Raw genomic sequence first — 13,430 nt, forward strand, 5'->3', positions numbered from 1 at the left:
CTTAGACGGACAGCGAAGTGAGACGGCGACGGCGGCCGTACCACAGGTTGACGATACCGCGCGACACCAGCACGGCGGAGAACATCGAGGTCAGGATGCCGAGGCAATGCACCACCGCGAAACCGCGCACCGGGCCGGAGCCGAAGATCAGCAGAGCGACGCCGGCGATCAGCGTGGTGATGTTGGAGTCCAGGATGGTGGCCCAGGCATGTTCATAGCCCGCCTGGATTGCCGACTGAGGCGGCATGCCGTTGCGCAGTTCTTCGCGGACACGTTCGTTGATCAGCACGTTCGCATCAATGGCCATGCCGAGGGTCAGGGCGATGGCCGCGATGCCCGGCAGGGTCAGGGTCGCCTGAAGCATGGACAGCACGGCAACCAGCATCAGCAGATTCAGGCCGAGCGACAGGGAGGAGATCAGGCCGAACACGCGGTAGTAAACCAGCATGAAGACCACGATGGCGAGGAAGCCCCACAGGGTGGAGTGGAAGCCCTTCTCGATGTTTTCCTTGCCGAGGCTCGGGCCGACGGTGCGTTCTTCGACGATATTCATCGGCGCGGCGAGCGAGCCCGCGCGCAGGAGCAGCGCCACATCGTTGGCTTCGGCCGGGTTCATGCTGCCGGAGATCTGCACGCGCCCACCGCCGATTTCCGTACGGATCACCGGAGCGGTCACGACTTCGGAACGGCCTTTTTCCACCAGAATCATCGCCATGCGACGTCCGATGTTGTCGGCGGTCACCTGACGGAAGATCGAGGCGCCGGTCGAGTCGAGGTTGATGTGCACGGCGGGCGCGCCGTTTTCATCGAAGCCGGGTTGGGCGTCATTGATATTGTCGCCGGTCAGTTCGACGTCCTTGCGGACCAGAATCTTGGTCGGACCGCGCGGGCCGGCTTCGTCCAGCAGTTCGTAACCGAACGGCACGTTGCCGGAGAGCGCCTCGTTGACCTTGCCCTGGTCGTCCTCGACCAGGTGCACTTCCAGCGTGGCGGTACGGCCAAGGATATCCTTGGCCTTGGCGGTGTCCTGCACGCCGGGCAACTGAACCACGATGCGGTTCTGGCCGGCTTGCTGGATGATCGGCTCGGCGACGCCCAGCTCGTTCACCCGGTTGTGCAGGGTGGTGATGTTCTGTTTCACCGCATCGTTTTCGATGCGGGTGATTTCCTCGGCCTTGATCGTCAGCGTCAGCTTGAAGTTGCTGTCGTCGGTGGTTTGCGACAGCGAGGGCAGGGTCCGGGAAAGGATGTCGGCTGCGCTCTTCAGGGTTTCCTTGTCGCGTAGTTGCACGTCAAGCGAGTTGCCGTTGCGGCGGATCGTGCCGTAGCGGACTTTTTTGTTTTTCAGTTCGCGGCGAATGTCCCCGGAATAGCGTTCGAACGTCTTGTCCAGCGCCGCTTTCATGTCGACTTCCAGGAGGAAGTGCACGCCCCCCCTGAGGTCGAGCCCGAGGAACATCGGATAGGCTTTCATCGATGTCAGCCAAGTCGGGGAAGCCGGCAGGAGGTTCAAGGCGATGATGTAGCTCTCGCCCAGCGTCTGCTGGATCAGGTCGCGGGCCTTCATCTGGGTTTCGGTGTCGTGGAAGCGGACCTTGAGGCTCGTTCCGTCGAGGAACAGGCCATCCGGCACGATACCCTTGTTTTTCAGGGCTGTTTCGACCTGTCCCATCAGCGCGGTGTCCACCGGAATCGACTGGCGCGAGCTCGAGATCTGCACGGCGGGCGTTTCGCCAAAGAAGTTCGGCAGCGTGTAGATCGTCGAAATAATGAGGACGACCGCAATGACTATGTACTTCCAGAGTGGATAGCGGTTCATTGTGCGTATTCGGGGATGATGAAAACAGGCCACCCTGGACAAAGGGTGGCCGCGTTTGGGGTTACAGCGACTTGAGCGAACCCTTTTCCAGCTTGGCGGTGACCGCTGCCTTCTGAACCTTGATCTCGATGCCCTGGGCGATCTCGACGGTCAGGAAGTTCTCGCCCACGGCGGAAACACGGCCGGCGATGCCGCCCTGGGTGACGACTTCGTCGCCCTTGACGATGGCCGCCAGCATGGCCTGATGTTCTTTCATCTTCTTTTGCTGCGGACGGATCATCAGGAACCAGAACAACGCGAAGATGGCGACCATGGGCAGAATGCTCATGATGTCGAAGCCTCCCGGCGCTGCGGTGTTGGCGTAAGCGGGGGAAATGAACATGTGAACTCCCTAAAATTGTTGGTACTGTCGGTGTTGCAAACCGGTCATTGTATCCAGCGTGCGTGGCTTTTCCAACCTCGCGCGGCGATGATCCCTACTTCTGACCGGCTTTTGCCCTGCCAGTTCCTTACCCCATATGGGGCGGAATATGCTCAACGCAAGAGTCAGAGCGTGCCGCGCGCGCGTTTCGCGGCGAATTCTCCGCGGAACGCCTCGAATCGGTCTTCCTCGATCGACGCGCGGATGTCCCGCATCAGTTCCTGATAGTAGTGAAGGTTGTGGATGGTGTTCAGGCGCGCGCCGAGAATTTCCCCGACCCGGTGCAGGTGGTGCAGATAGGCGCGGCTGAAATTCCTGCAGGTGTAGCATTCGCAGGCCTCGTCGAGCGGGCGATGGTCGTCCTTGTGCCGGGCGTTCTTGATCTTGATGTCGCCCCATTGAGTGAAGAGCCAGCCATTACGGGCATTGCGGGTCGGCATGACGCAATCGAACATGTCGATGCCGTGCGCGACGCCGTAGACCAGGTCTTCCGGCGTGCCGACACCCATCAGGTAGTGTGGCTTGTCTTCGGGCAGCATGGGTTGCATGACCTTGAGCATGCGTTCCATCTCCTCCTTGGGTTCGCCTACCGACAAACCGCCGATGGCGATGCCGTCAAAACCGATATTCATCAACTCGCGCAGGGACTCTTCGCGCAAGTCGTTGTACATGGAGCCTTGCACGATGCCGAAGAGCGCGTTGGGATTCTTCAGGTCATCGAAGGCTTTGCGCGACCGTTCCGCCCAGCGCAGGCTCATGCGCATGGAGTCGGCGGCGGTCTGGTAATCGGCCGGGTAGGGGGTGCATTCGTCGAAGATCATCACGATGTCGGAATTGAGCACTCGCTGGATTTTCATCGAGATTTCCGGCGACAGGAAGCAGCGATCGCCGTTGACCGGGCTCTGGAAGGTGCAGCCTTCCTCGGTCAGTTTGCGAAGGTCGCCGAGGCTGAATACCTGGAAACCGCCGGAATCGGTGAGGATCGGTTTGTCCCAGCCGATGAAGTCGTGCAGGCCGCCGAACGATTCGATGATTTCGAGGCCGGGGCGCAACCAAAGATGAAATGTGTTGCCAAGAATGATCTGGGCGCCGATTTCATTGAGTTCCAACGGACTCATGGCCTTGACCGAGCCATAGGTTCCAACCGGCTGGAATACCGGTGTTTCCACTGTGCCGTGGTTCAGGGTGAGGGTGCCGCGCCGGGCGCCGCCCGATGTCTTGTGTACTTTGAAGTTCAACATGGAAAAAATGTGCGTACGAATTCAGTATGTCAGTATACCCGAGAGAGGGGGCGGGCGCTGAGTCGAAACAGTGAATGGTTGCCCGCCGGTCGGAATATCCCGCATCGTGCCGGAAAAAAAGCGTCCCGGTAATGTTTTTTTAAAATCAATGTGATAGTCTGGGTTCAATGCGCCAGTCGGGGTGGGGCGCAAGAAAAGGCTTGCGCTGCGGTGCGGAGATGGTTAATATGGCCACCTCTTCAGGCACGTAGCTCAGTTGGTTAGAGCACCACCTTGACATGGTGGGGGTCGTTGGTTCGAATCCAATCGTGCCTACCAGAATTTAAGCGATGGAGCATTGCGATGTTTGTAGTTGCCAAGCGAACTACCACCACCTGCATCTCGATATAGTTCGAGCGGCTTGGTGTTCCATCCAAAAAAAGTGCGGCTCGACAGCCGCACTTTTTTTTTGTTTTTGCGTTTCGCATCGCCGTTTTTTTGATCAAGTCGCCAATCCCGCGTGCCGGCCTGCGTGTCGCGCGCACCATGATCTGGAGTTGATATGCCTGACATTCGCCTGCCCGACGGTTCCATCCGTTCATTCGACAAGCCGGTAACGGTTCATGACGTGGCGGCTTCCATCGGTACCGGTCTTGCCCGTGCCGCGCTAGCCGGGCGCGTGGACGGCAAGCTCGTGGACACCTCGTTTCTGATCGAGCGGAACGCGGATCTGGCCATCGTGACCGACAAGGACGCGGACGGTCTGGATGTGATTCGCCACTCGACGGCGCACCTTCTGGCCTACGCGGTCAAGGAGCTGTTTCCCGACGCGCAGGTGACCATCGGGCCGGTGATCGAAAACGGCTTTTATTACGACTTCAGTTACAAGCGTCCGTTCACGCCGGAAGACTTGGTCGCCATCGAGAAAAAGATGTCCGAACTCGCGAAGAAGGACATCCCGGTCGAGCGCTACGAGTTGCCGCGCGACGAAGCGGTGGCGTACTTCAAGTCGATCGGCGAGAACTACAAGGCCGAGATCATTGCCTCGATTCCGTCCGACGAAGCGTTGTCGCTGTATCGCGAGGGCGAGTTCACCGACCTGTGCCGCGGCCCGCACGTGCCGTCCACCGGCAAGCTCAAGGTGTTCAAGTTGATGAAGGTCGCCGGCGCCTACTGGCGCGGGGACGCCAATAACGAGATGCTGCAGCGCATCTACGGCACCGCCTGGTCGAAGAAGGAAGACCTCGAACAGTATCTGTTCATGCTGGAAGAGGCGGAGAAGCGCGATCACCGCCGCCTGGGCAAGCAACTGGATCTTTTCCATTTGCAGGATGAGGCGCCGGGCATGGTGTTCTGGCATCCGAAAGGCTGGACGCTGTGGCAGAACATCGAACAGTACATGCGGCGCACGCTGGATGCGGCGGGCTACCGGGAGGTGCGCACGCCGATGATGATGGACAGTATCCTGTGGCAGAAATCCGGCCACTGGGACAACTATCGCGAAAACATGTTCACCACGGAGTCGGAAAAGCGCGACTACGCCGTCAAGCCGATGAACTGCCCGGGGCATATCCAGATTTTCAATCAGGGTCTGCGTTCCTACCGCGATCTGCCGCTCAGGCTTGCCGAGTTCGGTTCCTGCCATCGCAACGAGCCGTCCGGCGCGCTGCATGGCATCATGCGCGTGCGCGGCTTCGTGCAGGACGATGCGCACATTTTCTGTACCGAGGACCAGATCCTGCCGGAAGTGCGCGACTTCAACGAACTGGTGATGAAGGTGTACCGCCACTTCGGCTTCGACAACGTGTCGGTCAAGTTGTCGCTGCGCCCGGAAAAGTACGCCGGTTCGCTCGAGGTGTGGGACAAGGCGGAAAACGGTCTGCGCGAAGCGCTGGCGGCGTGCGGCGTCGAGTGGGAGGAGCTGCCGGGCGAGGGCGCCTTCTACGGCCCGAAGGTGGAATATCATATCAAGGACGCGCTGGGACGCTCCTGGCAATGCGGTACCGTGCAGCTCGATTTCGTGCTGCCGGAGCGGCTGGACGCCGAATACGTGGCGGAAGACAACTCCCGCAAGCGTCCGGTCATGCTGCACCGGGCGATTCTCGGGTCGCTGGAACGTTTCATCGGTATCCTGATCGAAAACCACGCGGGAGCCTTCCCGTTGTGGCTTGCGCCGGTCCAGATGGTGGTGATGAGCATCACGGAAGCTCAGGCCGATTACGCGTCTTCTGTCGCGGAATCGTTGAAGAAACAAGGCTTCCGCGTTGAACTCGACTTGAGAAACGAGAAGATCGGCTATAAAATTCGCGAACATAGTCTGCAGAAATTGCCGTACCAGGTCATCGTGGGCGACAAGGAAAAGGCGGACTCGATGGTCGCGGTGCGTGCCCGGGGCGAAGACCTCGGACAGATCACTCTGGATGCGTTTGTCGCGCGTCTGAAGGCTGAGATGCCGAAAGAGTGATGGTTGCCGGCTCGATGAATCAGTAAATAGGAGATTTTGCTATAGCTCAGGAACGCGAAGCGCGGATCAACGGGGAAATTACCGCCCGTGAGATCCGCCTGGTAGGGATGGAAGGGGAGCAGCTCGGCATCATGGGTCTGCGTGAGGCAATGGCCCTGGCCGAAGAGAGTGACGTCGATCTGGTGGAGATTTCCCCGACCGCCCAGCCCCCCGTCTGTAAGCTGATGGATTACGGCAAGTACAAGTACGAGCAATCCAAGAAGCGCCACGAGGCCAAGCAGAAGCAGAAACAGGTTCAGGTCAAGGAAATCAAGTTCCGTCCGGGCACTGACGAGGGCGACTATCAGGTCAAGCTGCGCAACCTGATCCGCTTCCTGTCGGACGGCGACAAGGCCAAGATCACCCTGCGCTTCCGCGGCCGCGAAATGGCTCACCAGGATATCGGTCTTGCCCTGCTCAAGCGGGTCGAGGCGGATCTGGTCGAAGTCGGCACCGTGGAACAGTTTCCGCGGCTGGAAGGCCGCCAGATGGTCATGATGATCTCCCCGAAAAAGAAATAATCGGGTATAATCATCGGTTTGGCACGGCAGGGTGACCTGCCGTGTTGATTTTGCGGCGTGGCGACATGCCGCACAAAAGCGTGGCAAAGCGGTATTCAAGTGCCTTCGGGTCACCCTTTGCCTAATCTAACGAAAATTTCGCAGGAGTTTTCCATGCCGAAAATGAAGACCAAGTCGAGTGCGAAAAAACGCCTCAAAGTGCTGGGCAATGGTGGTGTAAAACGCTCCATGGCGTTCAAGCGTCACATCCTGACCAAGAAGACCACCAAGAACAAGCGCCAGTTGCGCGGTACCTCCATGGTACACGCTACCAACATGGCTTCTGTTCGCGCAATGATGCCCTACGCTTAAGGAGTTGAACGAATGCCACGTGTTAAACGCGGTGTAACCGCACGCGCCCGTCACAAGAAAATCCTCGCTCTGGCAAAAGGCTATCGCGGCCGCCGGAAGAACGTCTATCGCATCGCCAAACAGGCGGTGATGAAAGCCGGTCAGTACGCATACCGCGACCGCCGCCAGAAGAAACGCCAGTTCCGCCAACTGTGGATCGCCCGTATCAACGCCGGAGCGCGTGAGTGCGGTCTGTCCTACAGCAAGTTCATGAACGGCCTGAAGAAAGCCGCGATTGAGATCGACCGCAAGGTTCTGGCAGATCTGGCCGTGTTCGACAAGCCGGCATTTGCGCTGATCGTTGAAAAAGCGAAAGCCAGCCTCGCCGCTTGATCGTAGTACGGTAAAAAGGGAGGCGATCCGCCTCCCTTTTTTTTGCTCATGAGCAAGAAGTCTGACCCGATCCTGTTCCATGGGCCGGATGGGGCCAGGTTTCTAACGCTATCGCTGGTGATAACAGATGAATAACGTCGACGCGATTCTCAAGGAGGGGCTGGCCGAACTGGACTCGGTGTCAGACCTCAACGGACTTGAACAGGTCAAGGCGCGCTATCTTGGCAAAAGCGGTGCCCTGACCGAACTGCTCAAGCAGCTGGGCAAGCTGCCGGGCGACGAGCGCAAGGCTGCCGGCGCCCTGATCAACGAAGCCAAGCAGGCTTTCGAAACCCGTCACAACGCTTGCCGCGATGCTCTGAACGCGGCACTCCTCGATGCGCAACTCAAGGCCGAGGCGCTGGATGTCACGCTTCCGGGGCGCGGTTCGGCCGGCGGCGGTCTGCATCCGGTGATCCTGACACTCGAGCGCATCGCCGAACTTTTCCGTTCCATGGGCTTTGACGTGGCGGACGGCCCGGAAATCGAAACCGATTTCTACAATTTCCAGGCGCTCAATATCCCGGAAAACCACCCCGCTCGCGCGATGCAGGACACCTTCTATGTGGAAGGCGGCGATGTATTGCGTACTCACACGTCGCCTATCCAGGCGCGTTTCATGCAGAATCACGAGCCGCCGATCAAAATCATCGCGCCTGGCCGGGTGTACCGCGTGGATTCGGATGCCACTCATTCCCCGATGTTCCACCAGATGGAAGGCCTGTGGGTGGAAGAGGGCGTGAGTTTCGCCGATCTGAAAGCCGTGGTGACCGATTTCCTGCGCCGCTTCTTCGAGCGCGAGGATCTGCAGGTGCGTTTCCGTCCCTCGTTCTTCCCGTTTACCGAGCCCTCCGCCGAGATCGACGTGTTGGGTGACCGGGGTTGGCTGGAAGTGGGTGGCTGCGGCATGGTGCATCCGAATGTGCTGAAAACCGCCGGCATCGACCCCGAGCGGTACACCGGCTTCGCCTTCGGGATCGGCCTCGACCGTTTCGCCATGCTGCGCTATGGCGTCAATGACCTGCGCCTGTTCTTCGAGAACGACCTGTCATTCCTGAAACAGTTCAACTGATACCCGGGCGAAGGAGCGAAACATGCAATTTTCCGAACAGTGGCTGCGAAGCTGGGCCGATCCCTCGCTTGGCACCGATGAATTGTCTTACCTCTTGACCATGGCCGGCCTCGAAGTCGAGGAAGTCGGCTCCGCCGCGCCGGCGTTCACCGGCGTGGTGATCGCCGAGGTCAAGGAAGTCGTTCCCCATGAAAACGCCGACCGGCTGCGCGTGACACGCGTCGATGCCGGTACCGGCGAACTTGTGCAGATCGTTTGCGGCGCGCCGAACGTGGCGGTGGGGCTGAAAGTGCCTTGCGCCTTGCCCGGTGCGGTATTGCCAGGCGATTTTCGCATCAAGCCGACCAAGATGCGCGGTGTCGAATCCAACGGCATGTTGTGCTCGGGTAAAGAGCTTGGCGTGCCCGACGAGGCCGACGGCCTGCTCGTTTTGCCCGCCGATGCGCCGGTGGGGCAGTCGATCCGCGATTACCTCGGACTCGATGATGCGATTTTCACCCTCAAGATCACCCCGAACCGTGCCGACTGCCTGTCCATTCGCGGCATAGCCCGGGAAGTCGCGGCACTGACCGGCTGCGCGTTGGAGCCGGTCGCCATCGCCCCGGTGGTTCCGGTTCACGACGCGGTACTGCCGGTCACTATCGAGTCGAAGGAGGGATGCGGCCGTTATCTTGGCCGTGTCATCCGCAATGTCGACGCTTCCCGGCCGACGCCGGAGTGGATGAAGCGCCGCCTCGAGCGCTCGGGCATCCGGTCGATCAGCGCCGTGGTCGACGTGACCAACTATATCCTGCTGGAGCAGGGCCAGCCGATGCATGCCTTCGATCTGAACGCGCTGGAAGGCGGCATCGTCGTGCGTCAGGCAAGCGAGGGCGAAACCCTGCTGTGCCTGAATGAAAAGACCGTGACGCTGGACCCGTCCTTCATGGTGATCGCCGATGAAGCCAAGGCTTTGGCGATCGCCGGCGTGATGGGGGGCGAAGCGAGCGGCGTAACGGCGGCGAGCCGGGATATTTTCCTGGAGAGCGCGTTCTTCGCGCCAACCGCGATTGCCGGCCGGGCTCGCCAGCTCGGCTTTGGCTCCGATTCGTCGTTCCGTTTCGAACGAGGGGTCGATCATGCCCTGCAACGGGACGCGATGGAACGCGCCACCGCGCTGATCCTGGCGGTCTGCGGTGGCGAGGCGGGACCGATTACCGAAGCGACCGGCACCTTGCCGGCGACAGCCAGCGTCACGGTACGTACCGCCCGGGTGAGTCGTGTGCTCGGTATCGAGCTGGGGCATGATGCCATCGGCGCCATTTTCCGGCGCCTGGGCTTCACCACCCGGGATAGCGGTGACTGCCATGAGGTGGTGTCGCCGTCATTCCGCTTCGATATCGCGATCGAAGAGGATCTGATCGAAGAAATCGCCCGGGTGCATGGCTACGATGCCATTCCCGCCGAAGCCCCGGGAGCCCGCCTGCGCATGCTGCCATTGCCGGAGGACCGTTTGCCGCGCAGCGTCGTGCGCCGCAAGGTCGCGGCCCGGGAGTACCAGGAAGTGGTGAATTACGCCTTCGTTGCGGAAGCTTGGGAACGTGACTTCGCCGGTAACGCAGACCCGGTGAGGCTGATCAATCCGATCGCATCGCACATGAGCGTGATGCGTTCTTCGCTGATCGGCGGGCTGGTTAACGGATTGGCCGCCAATCTCAACCGCAAGCAGCCGCGCGTGCGTATTTTCGAACTGGCCAGGGTGTTCCTCAAGTCGGAAGACGGTACTGTCCGGCAGCCCGAGCGGCTTGCGGCCCTCGCCTGGGGCGGTCGCGCCTGCGAGCAGTGGGGTATCCGATCGGAACGCGTCGATTTCTTCGATATCAAGGCGGATGTGGAAGCCCTTCTGTATCCGCGGCGGGCCGAATACCGGAAAGCGGAGCACCCGGCCTTCCATCCCGGACGCTGTGCCCAGGTGCTGCTGGACGGTAAAGTGGTTGGTGTGATTGGCGAACTCCATCCGCGTTGGGTGCAGTCTTATGACTTGCCGTCGGCTCCGGTCGCCTTCGAGCTGGATTATGCTGCTCTGGAAACCGTGCGGCTGGTGAAAGCGAAGGCGGTCAGCAAGTTCCAGAGCGTGCGCCGCGACCTTGCTTTGGTCGTTGACGACGCCGTGGACGCCGGGGCGATGCTCGGGACGTTCCGCTCCGCGGCGGCCCCGAACGTGACCGATGTGGCTCTGTTCGATGTGTATCGCGGCAAGGGGGTGGAGGAGGGCAAGAAGAGCCTTGCCTTCAGCGTGACCTTGCAGCATGACGAGCGGACATTGACCGATGAAGACGTCGAAGCGTCGGTGGCTGTCCTGCTGGCCGCAGTGTCCGCACAGCACGCTGCTATCCTTAGAGCGTAAATATTGCTGTTTTTGGTATGATAGGTGCCGGCCCCGCTTGCGGTCGGCGCCGCTTTGTTTTACTTTTTGTAGAGTTGCTAAGGGGTAGTCATGACTTTGACCAAAGCCGAACTGGCTGACCTGCTGTTCGACAAGGTTGGCTTGAACAAGCGCGAAGCCAAGGACATGGTAGAAACGTTCTTCGAAGAAATCCGTATCGCGCTGGAATCCGGAGATTGCGTCAAACTGTCCGGTTTCGGTAATTTCCAGCTGCGCGACAAGCCGCAGCGTCCAGGACGCAACCCCAAGACCGGGGAAGAGATCCCCATCACGGCCCGCCGCGTTGTCACGTTCCACGCGAGCCAGAAACTCAAGGGAATGGTTGAAGAATACCATGCCAACAAGCAGGGATGATTTGCCGGCCATTCCGGCAAAGCGCTATTTCACGATCGGCGAAGTCAGTGAACTCGCCGGCGTCAAACCTCATGTTCTGCGTTACTGGGAGCTGGAGTTTGGCGAGCTCAAGAATGTGAAGCGCCGCGGTAACCGTCGGTATTACCAGCACCATGAAGTACTGCTGGTTCGCCGGATCCGCGAATTGTTGTACGATGATGGCTTCACGATCCATGGCGCGCGTCAGCGTCTTTGCCAGGATCCTGCCGCGTTGCCGCCACTGTCGGCGGCAGATGTGCGGCGTGAACTCGAAGCGATTCTTGATCTGCTGGGTGGCGGCGCGGCCAATACCCAGTAAATCCAGGCGTTACTCGTTCCCCTGTCGGTAGCGGGAGAAGGCTGAAGGAGCCGGCTGAATGCCGGCTCTTTGATTTTGCGGTGACTTTCGCTAGTCGGCCCCCTGCGATGATTTCCTCCTCGTTCTGTTGTTCCTTTCAGTTTACAACTGTCCTTTCTCTGTCATCACTTGATGGTCGTCAATGGCGGCCGGTTTTCCCGGCCCGTTGGATTTTCAGCTTAGTCTTCTCTTCGCCTTTTCTTGTCGGACATGCTGTGAGTATGTCGGTATCCCGCTATCTTCCCGCACCTGCCTTTCTCACGTTTCAAGTCTATGAACCTGCATGGTTTTTTTATTTAGCTGCCCATTTTCTTCGCTATGACCTTCGATTTTTTCGATTAAAAAAATAATTTCGATATTTTGGTTTTCCATGGTGACAAAAATCAAGCCATGTAATTTGTTCGAAAATTTAAAATATTTCGAAATTCTCTAAGAGAGTCGATAAACGATTTTTTTCGAAGTGGGGCATGAAATGGCAAGCACTGAATCCACACCGAAGATCGGTGTATTTACCTTCGTCATGATCACCTCTGCGGTAGTCATCAGCGTACGTACGTTGCCGATGACCGCCCAGCCGGGGTTAATGACGATTTTCCTCACCCTTGCGGCCGCTTTGCTGTTCCTGGTTCCGACGGCGCTGGTTGCCGCCGAGCTGGCAACTGCCTGGCCTCAGGATGGCGGGATTTTCATCTGGGTACGCGAAGCCTTCGGCGAACGCCTGGGGTTCGTCGCGGTCTGGCTGCAATGGATCCAGATGGTGTTCGGCATGACATCCATCATCATGATCATCGCCGCGACGATCGCCTATGTGATCGATCCGGCGCTGGCCAGCAACAAGATGTACATGCTCGGCATGATCCTCGCGATCTGGTGGGGCTGCACGCTGGTGAACATGCGAGGCCTGAAAACCCTCGGATGGGTGTCCACGGTCTGCGTATGTCTTGGCGTATTCCTGCCCGGCATTCTGCTGATTATGTGTGGTGTCACCTATGTGCTGTCCGGTAACCCGATCATGACCGATGTGTCGTTCACCTGGAACAATTTGGTGCCGAGTCTGAGCGACAAGGGAACGCTGGGGCTGTTCATCGGGTTCATTTTTGTGGTGATGGGCATGGAGGTCTCGGCATCCAACGTGTCGTCCATCCGTGACGCCCGCCGCAACTATCCGATCGCGATCATTCTGGTGTCGTGCATCATGGTCGCCTTGTCGGTGATCGGTTCGGCGGCGATTTTTGTGGCGATCCCGAAAGAAAACATTTCGATGACCGCCGGCCTGATGCAAGCCTTCGAACTGTATTTCTCCAAATGGGGTTTTGGGTGGCTGGCTCCGGTGATGGGATTGGCCATCGCGCTGGGTCTGATCGGTCAGGTCAACTCCTGGGTGTTGGGGCCGGTTCGTGGCCTGCAGGCGACCGCTGACTCCGGCGCGCTGCCCGAATTTCTGCAAAAGACCAACAAGCATGGCGTGCCGGTGACTCTGGTGATGATTCAGGCCGTGGCCATCAGCCTGGTCGGCATCCTGATCACCGTGATGCCCAATGTCGACAACTTCTACTTCATGTTGATGGGGCTGACCGGTCTGATCTATCTCGTCGCCTATCTCTTCATGTTCTCCGCGGCCATTTATCTGCGGTACAAGCGCCCCGATGTCGAACGGTCCTTCAAAGTGCCCGGTGGCAATGCCGGCATGTGGATCTGCTCGGGCCTGGGCCTGCTGATTTCCCTGACCGCCGGTTACCTCGGATTCTTTCCGCCCGGAAGCTTCAAGGGTACCGCCGCGACATATCAAACCTTCCAGTGCATTGGGCTGGGTGTGATGCTGGTTATTCCCTTCCTGGTCTACAGCTATGGCCAGAAAGCCCGCGCCCGCAAAGAAATGCGTATCGGTTCGCCCGCGGCGAGCACGAGCGCTCTCCGTTCCTGATCGAAATTTGACCCGATTGTCTTAAGGACTCTG

Annotated in this window: 13 protein-coding genes and 1 tRNA gene; 10 read left to right on the top strand and 4 right to left on the bottom strand. The window is 59.1% G+C overall.

Annotated elements, in window-relative coordinates; translation table 11 throughout:
• Position 1: 1 nt before the first annotated feature.
• From secD to tgt, 3 genes are all read right to left on the bottom strand, one after another.
• Entirely contained in the window at positions 2-1,819 is a 1,818-nt protein-coding gene (secD, locus tag JNO50_RS05745) for a protein translocase subunit SecD (RefSeq protein ID WP_189532495.1), read from the bottom strand.
• Positions 1,820-1,880: 61 nt separating this feature from the next.
• Positions 1,881-2,201, bottom strand: a complete 321-nt coding sequence (gene yajC / locus JNO50_RS05750; protein WP_189532498.1) for a preprotein translocase subunit YajC — start codon at positions 2,199-2,201, stop codon at positions 1,881-1,883.
• A 164-nt stretch (positions 2,202-2,365) separates the two neighbouring features.
• Entirely contained in the window at positions 2,366-3,481 is a 1,116-nt protein-coding gene (gene tgt, locus JNO50_RS05755) for a tRNA guanosine(34) transglycosylase Tgt (protein WP_189532500.1), read from the bottom strand.
• A gap of 241 nt (positions 3,482-3,722) precedes the next feature.
• Between tgt and JNO50_RS05760 the strand changes: the two genes are divergently transcribed.
• Positions 3,723-3,799, top strand: a tRNA-Val gene (locus JNO50_RS05760).
• Here JNO50_RS05760 and JNO50_RS05765 read toward each other — a convergent pair.
• Entirely contained in the window at positions 3,794-4,033 is a 240-nt protein-coding gene (locus JNO50_RS05765; protein WP_189532502.1) for a hypothetical protein, read from the bottom strand. The genes JNO50_RS05760 and JNO50_RS05765 overlap by 6 nt on opposite strands.
• Here JNO50_RS05765 and thrS point away from each other — a divergent pair.
• The 9 genes from thrS to JNO50_RS05810 all read left to right on the top strand — a co-directional run bounded on the left by thrS (position 4,023) and on the right by JNO50_RS05810 (position 13,397).
• Positions 4,023-5,924, top strand: a complete 1,902-nt coding sequence (gene thrS / locus JNO50_RS05770) for a threonine--tRNA ligase (RefSeq protein WP_189532504.1) — start codon at positions 4,023-4,025, stop codon at positions 5,922-5,924. The two genes, JNO50_RS05765 and thrS, sit on opposite strands and share 11 nt — an antisense overlap.
• A gap of 98 nt (positions 5,925-6,022) precedes the next feature.
• Entirely contained in the window at positions 6,023-6,484 is a 462-nt protein-coding gene (infC, locus tag JNO50_RS05775; protein WP_229804565.1) for a translation initiation factor IF-3, read from the top strand.
• Positions 6,485-6,637: 153 nt separating this feature from the next.
• Positions 6,638-6,835 (top strand): 50S ribosomal protein L35, encoded by a 198-nt coding sequence (gene rpmI / locus JNO50_RS05780; protein WP_189532506.1) that lies wholly within the window; start codon positions 6,638-6,640, stop codon positions 6,833-6,835.
• A gap of 12 nt (positions 6,836-6,847) precedes the next feature.
• The gene (gene rplT, locus JNO50_RS05785) at positions 6,848-7,207 is read left to right on the top strand and encodes a 50S ribosomal protein L20 (RefSeq protein WP_189532507.1); all 360 of its coding nucleotides are present in this window, start codon (positions 6,848-6,850) and stop codon (positions 7,205-7,207) included.
• A 127-nt stretch (positions 7,208-7,334) separates the two neighbouring features.
• Positions 7,335-8,318 carry a phenylalanine--tRNA ligase subunit alpha gene (gene pheS, locus JNO50_RS05790; protein WP_189532509.1) on the top strand — a complete coding sequence of 328 codons (984 nt, stop codon included), beginning with the start codon at positions 7,335-7,337 and terminating at the stop codon, positions 8,316-8,318.
• Between the two features lie 22 nt (positions 8,319-8,340).
• Positions 8,341-10,704, top strand: coding sequence for a phenylalanine--tRNA ligase subunit beta (pheT, locus tag JNO50_RS05795; protein WP_189532511.1), 2,364 nt, complete (start codon positions 8,341-8,343; stop codon positions 10,702-10,704).
• A gap of 90 nt (positions 10,705-10,794) precedes the next feature.
• Positions 10,795-11,097, top strand: coding sequence for an integration host factor subunit alpha (locus JNO50_RS05800; protein WP_189532513.1), 303 nt, complete (start codon positions 10,795-10,797; stop codon positions 11,095-11,097).
• Positions 11,078-11,434 carry a MerR family transcriptional regulator gene (locus tag JNO50_RS05805; protein ID WP_189532515.1) on the top strand — a complete coding sequence of 119 codons (357 nt, stop codon included), beginning with the start codon at positions 11,078-11,080 and terminating at the stop codon, positions 11,432-11,434. The genes JNO50_RS05800 and JNO50_RS05805 overlap by 20 nt, the downstream gene beginning before the upstream one ends.
• A 511-nt stretch (positions 11,435-11,945) precedes the next feature.
• Positions 11,946-13,397, top strand: coding sequence for an APC family permease (locus JNO50_RS05810; protein ID WP_189532517.1), 1,452 nt, complete (start codon positions 11,946-11,948; stop codon positions 13,395-13,397).
• The last annotated feature ends 33 nt before the right edge of the window (positions 13,398-13,430 follow it).

The organism is Paludibacterium paludis, assembly GCF_018802605.1.
GTDB lineage: Bacteria > Pseudomonadota > Gammaproteobacteria > Burkholderiales > Chromobacteriaceae > Paludibacterium > Paludibacterium paludis.

Excerpts from the sequence above, each read along its gene's own strand:
- secD (WP_189532495.1), bottom strand. The coding sequence starts at position 1,819 with ATGAACCGCTATCCACTCTGGAAGTACATAGTCATTGCGGTCGTCCTC.
- yajC (WP_189532498.1), bottom strand. The coding sequence starts at position 2,201 with ATGTTCATTTCCCCCGCTTACGCCAACACCGCAGCGCCGGGAGGCTTC.
- tgt (WP_189532500.1), bottom strand. The coding sequence starts at position 3,481 with ATGTTGAACTTCAAAGTACACAAGACATCGGGCGGCGCCCGGCGCGGC.
- thrS (WP_189532504.1), top strand. The coding sequence starts at position 4,023 with ATGCCTGACATTCGCCTGCCCGACGGTTCCATCCGTTCATTCGACAAG.
- JNO50_RS05765 (WP_189532502.1), bottom strand. The coding sequence starts at position 4,033 with ATGTCAGGCATATCAACTCCAGATCATGGTGCGCGCGACACGCAGGCC.
- rpmI (WP_189532506.1), top strand. The coding sequence starts at position 6,638 with ATGCCGAAAATGAAGACCAAGTCGAGTGCGAAAAAACGCCTCAAAGTG.
- rplT (WP_189532507.1), top strand. The coding sequence starts at position 6,848 with ATGCCACGTGTTAAACGCGGTGTAACCGCACGCGCCCGTCACAAGAAA.
- pheS (WP_189532509.1), top strand. The coding sequence starts at position 7,335 with ATGAATAACGTCGACGCGATTCTCAAGGAGGGGCTGGCCGAACTGGAC.
- pheT (WP_189532511.1), top strand. The coding sequence starts at position 8,341 with ATGCAATTTTCCGAACAGTGGCTGCGAAGCTGGGCCGATCCCTCGCTT.
- JNO50_RS05800 (WP_189532513.1), top strand. The coding sequence starts at position 10,795 with ATGACTTTGACCAAAGCCGAACTGGCTGACCTGCTGTTCGACAAGGTT.
- JNO50_RS05805 (WP_189532515.1), top strand. The coding sequence starts at position 11,078 with ATGCCAACAAGCAGGGATGATTTGCCGGCCATTCCGGCAAAGCGCTAT.
- JNO50_RS05810 (WP_189532517.1), top strand. The coding sequence starts at position 11,946 with ATGGCAAGCACTGAATCCACACCGAAGATCGGTGTATTTACCTTCGTC.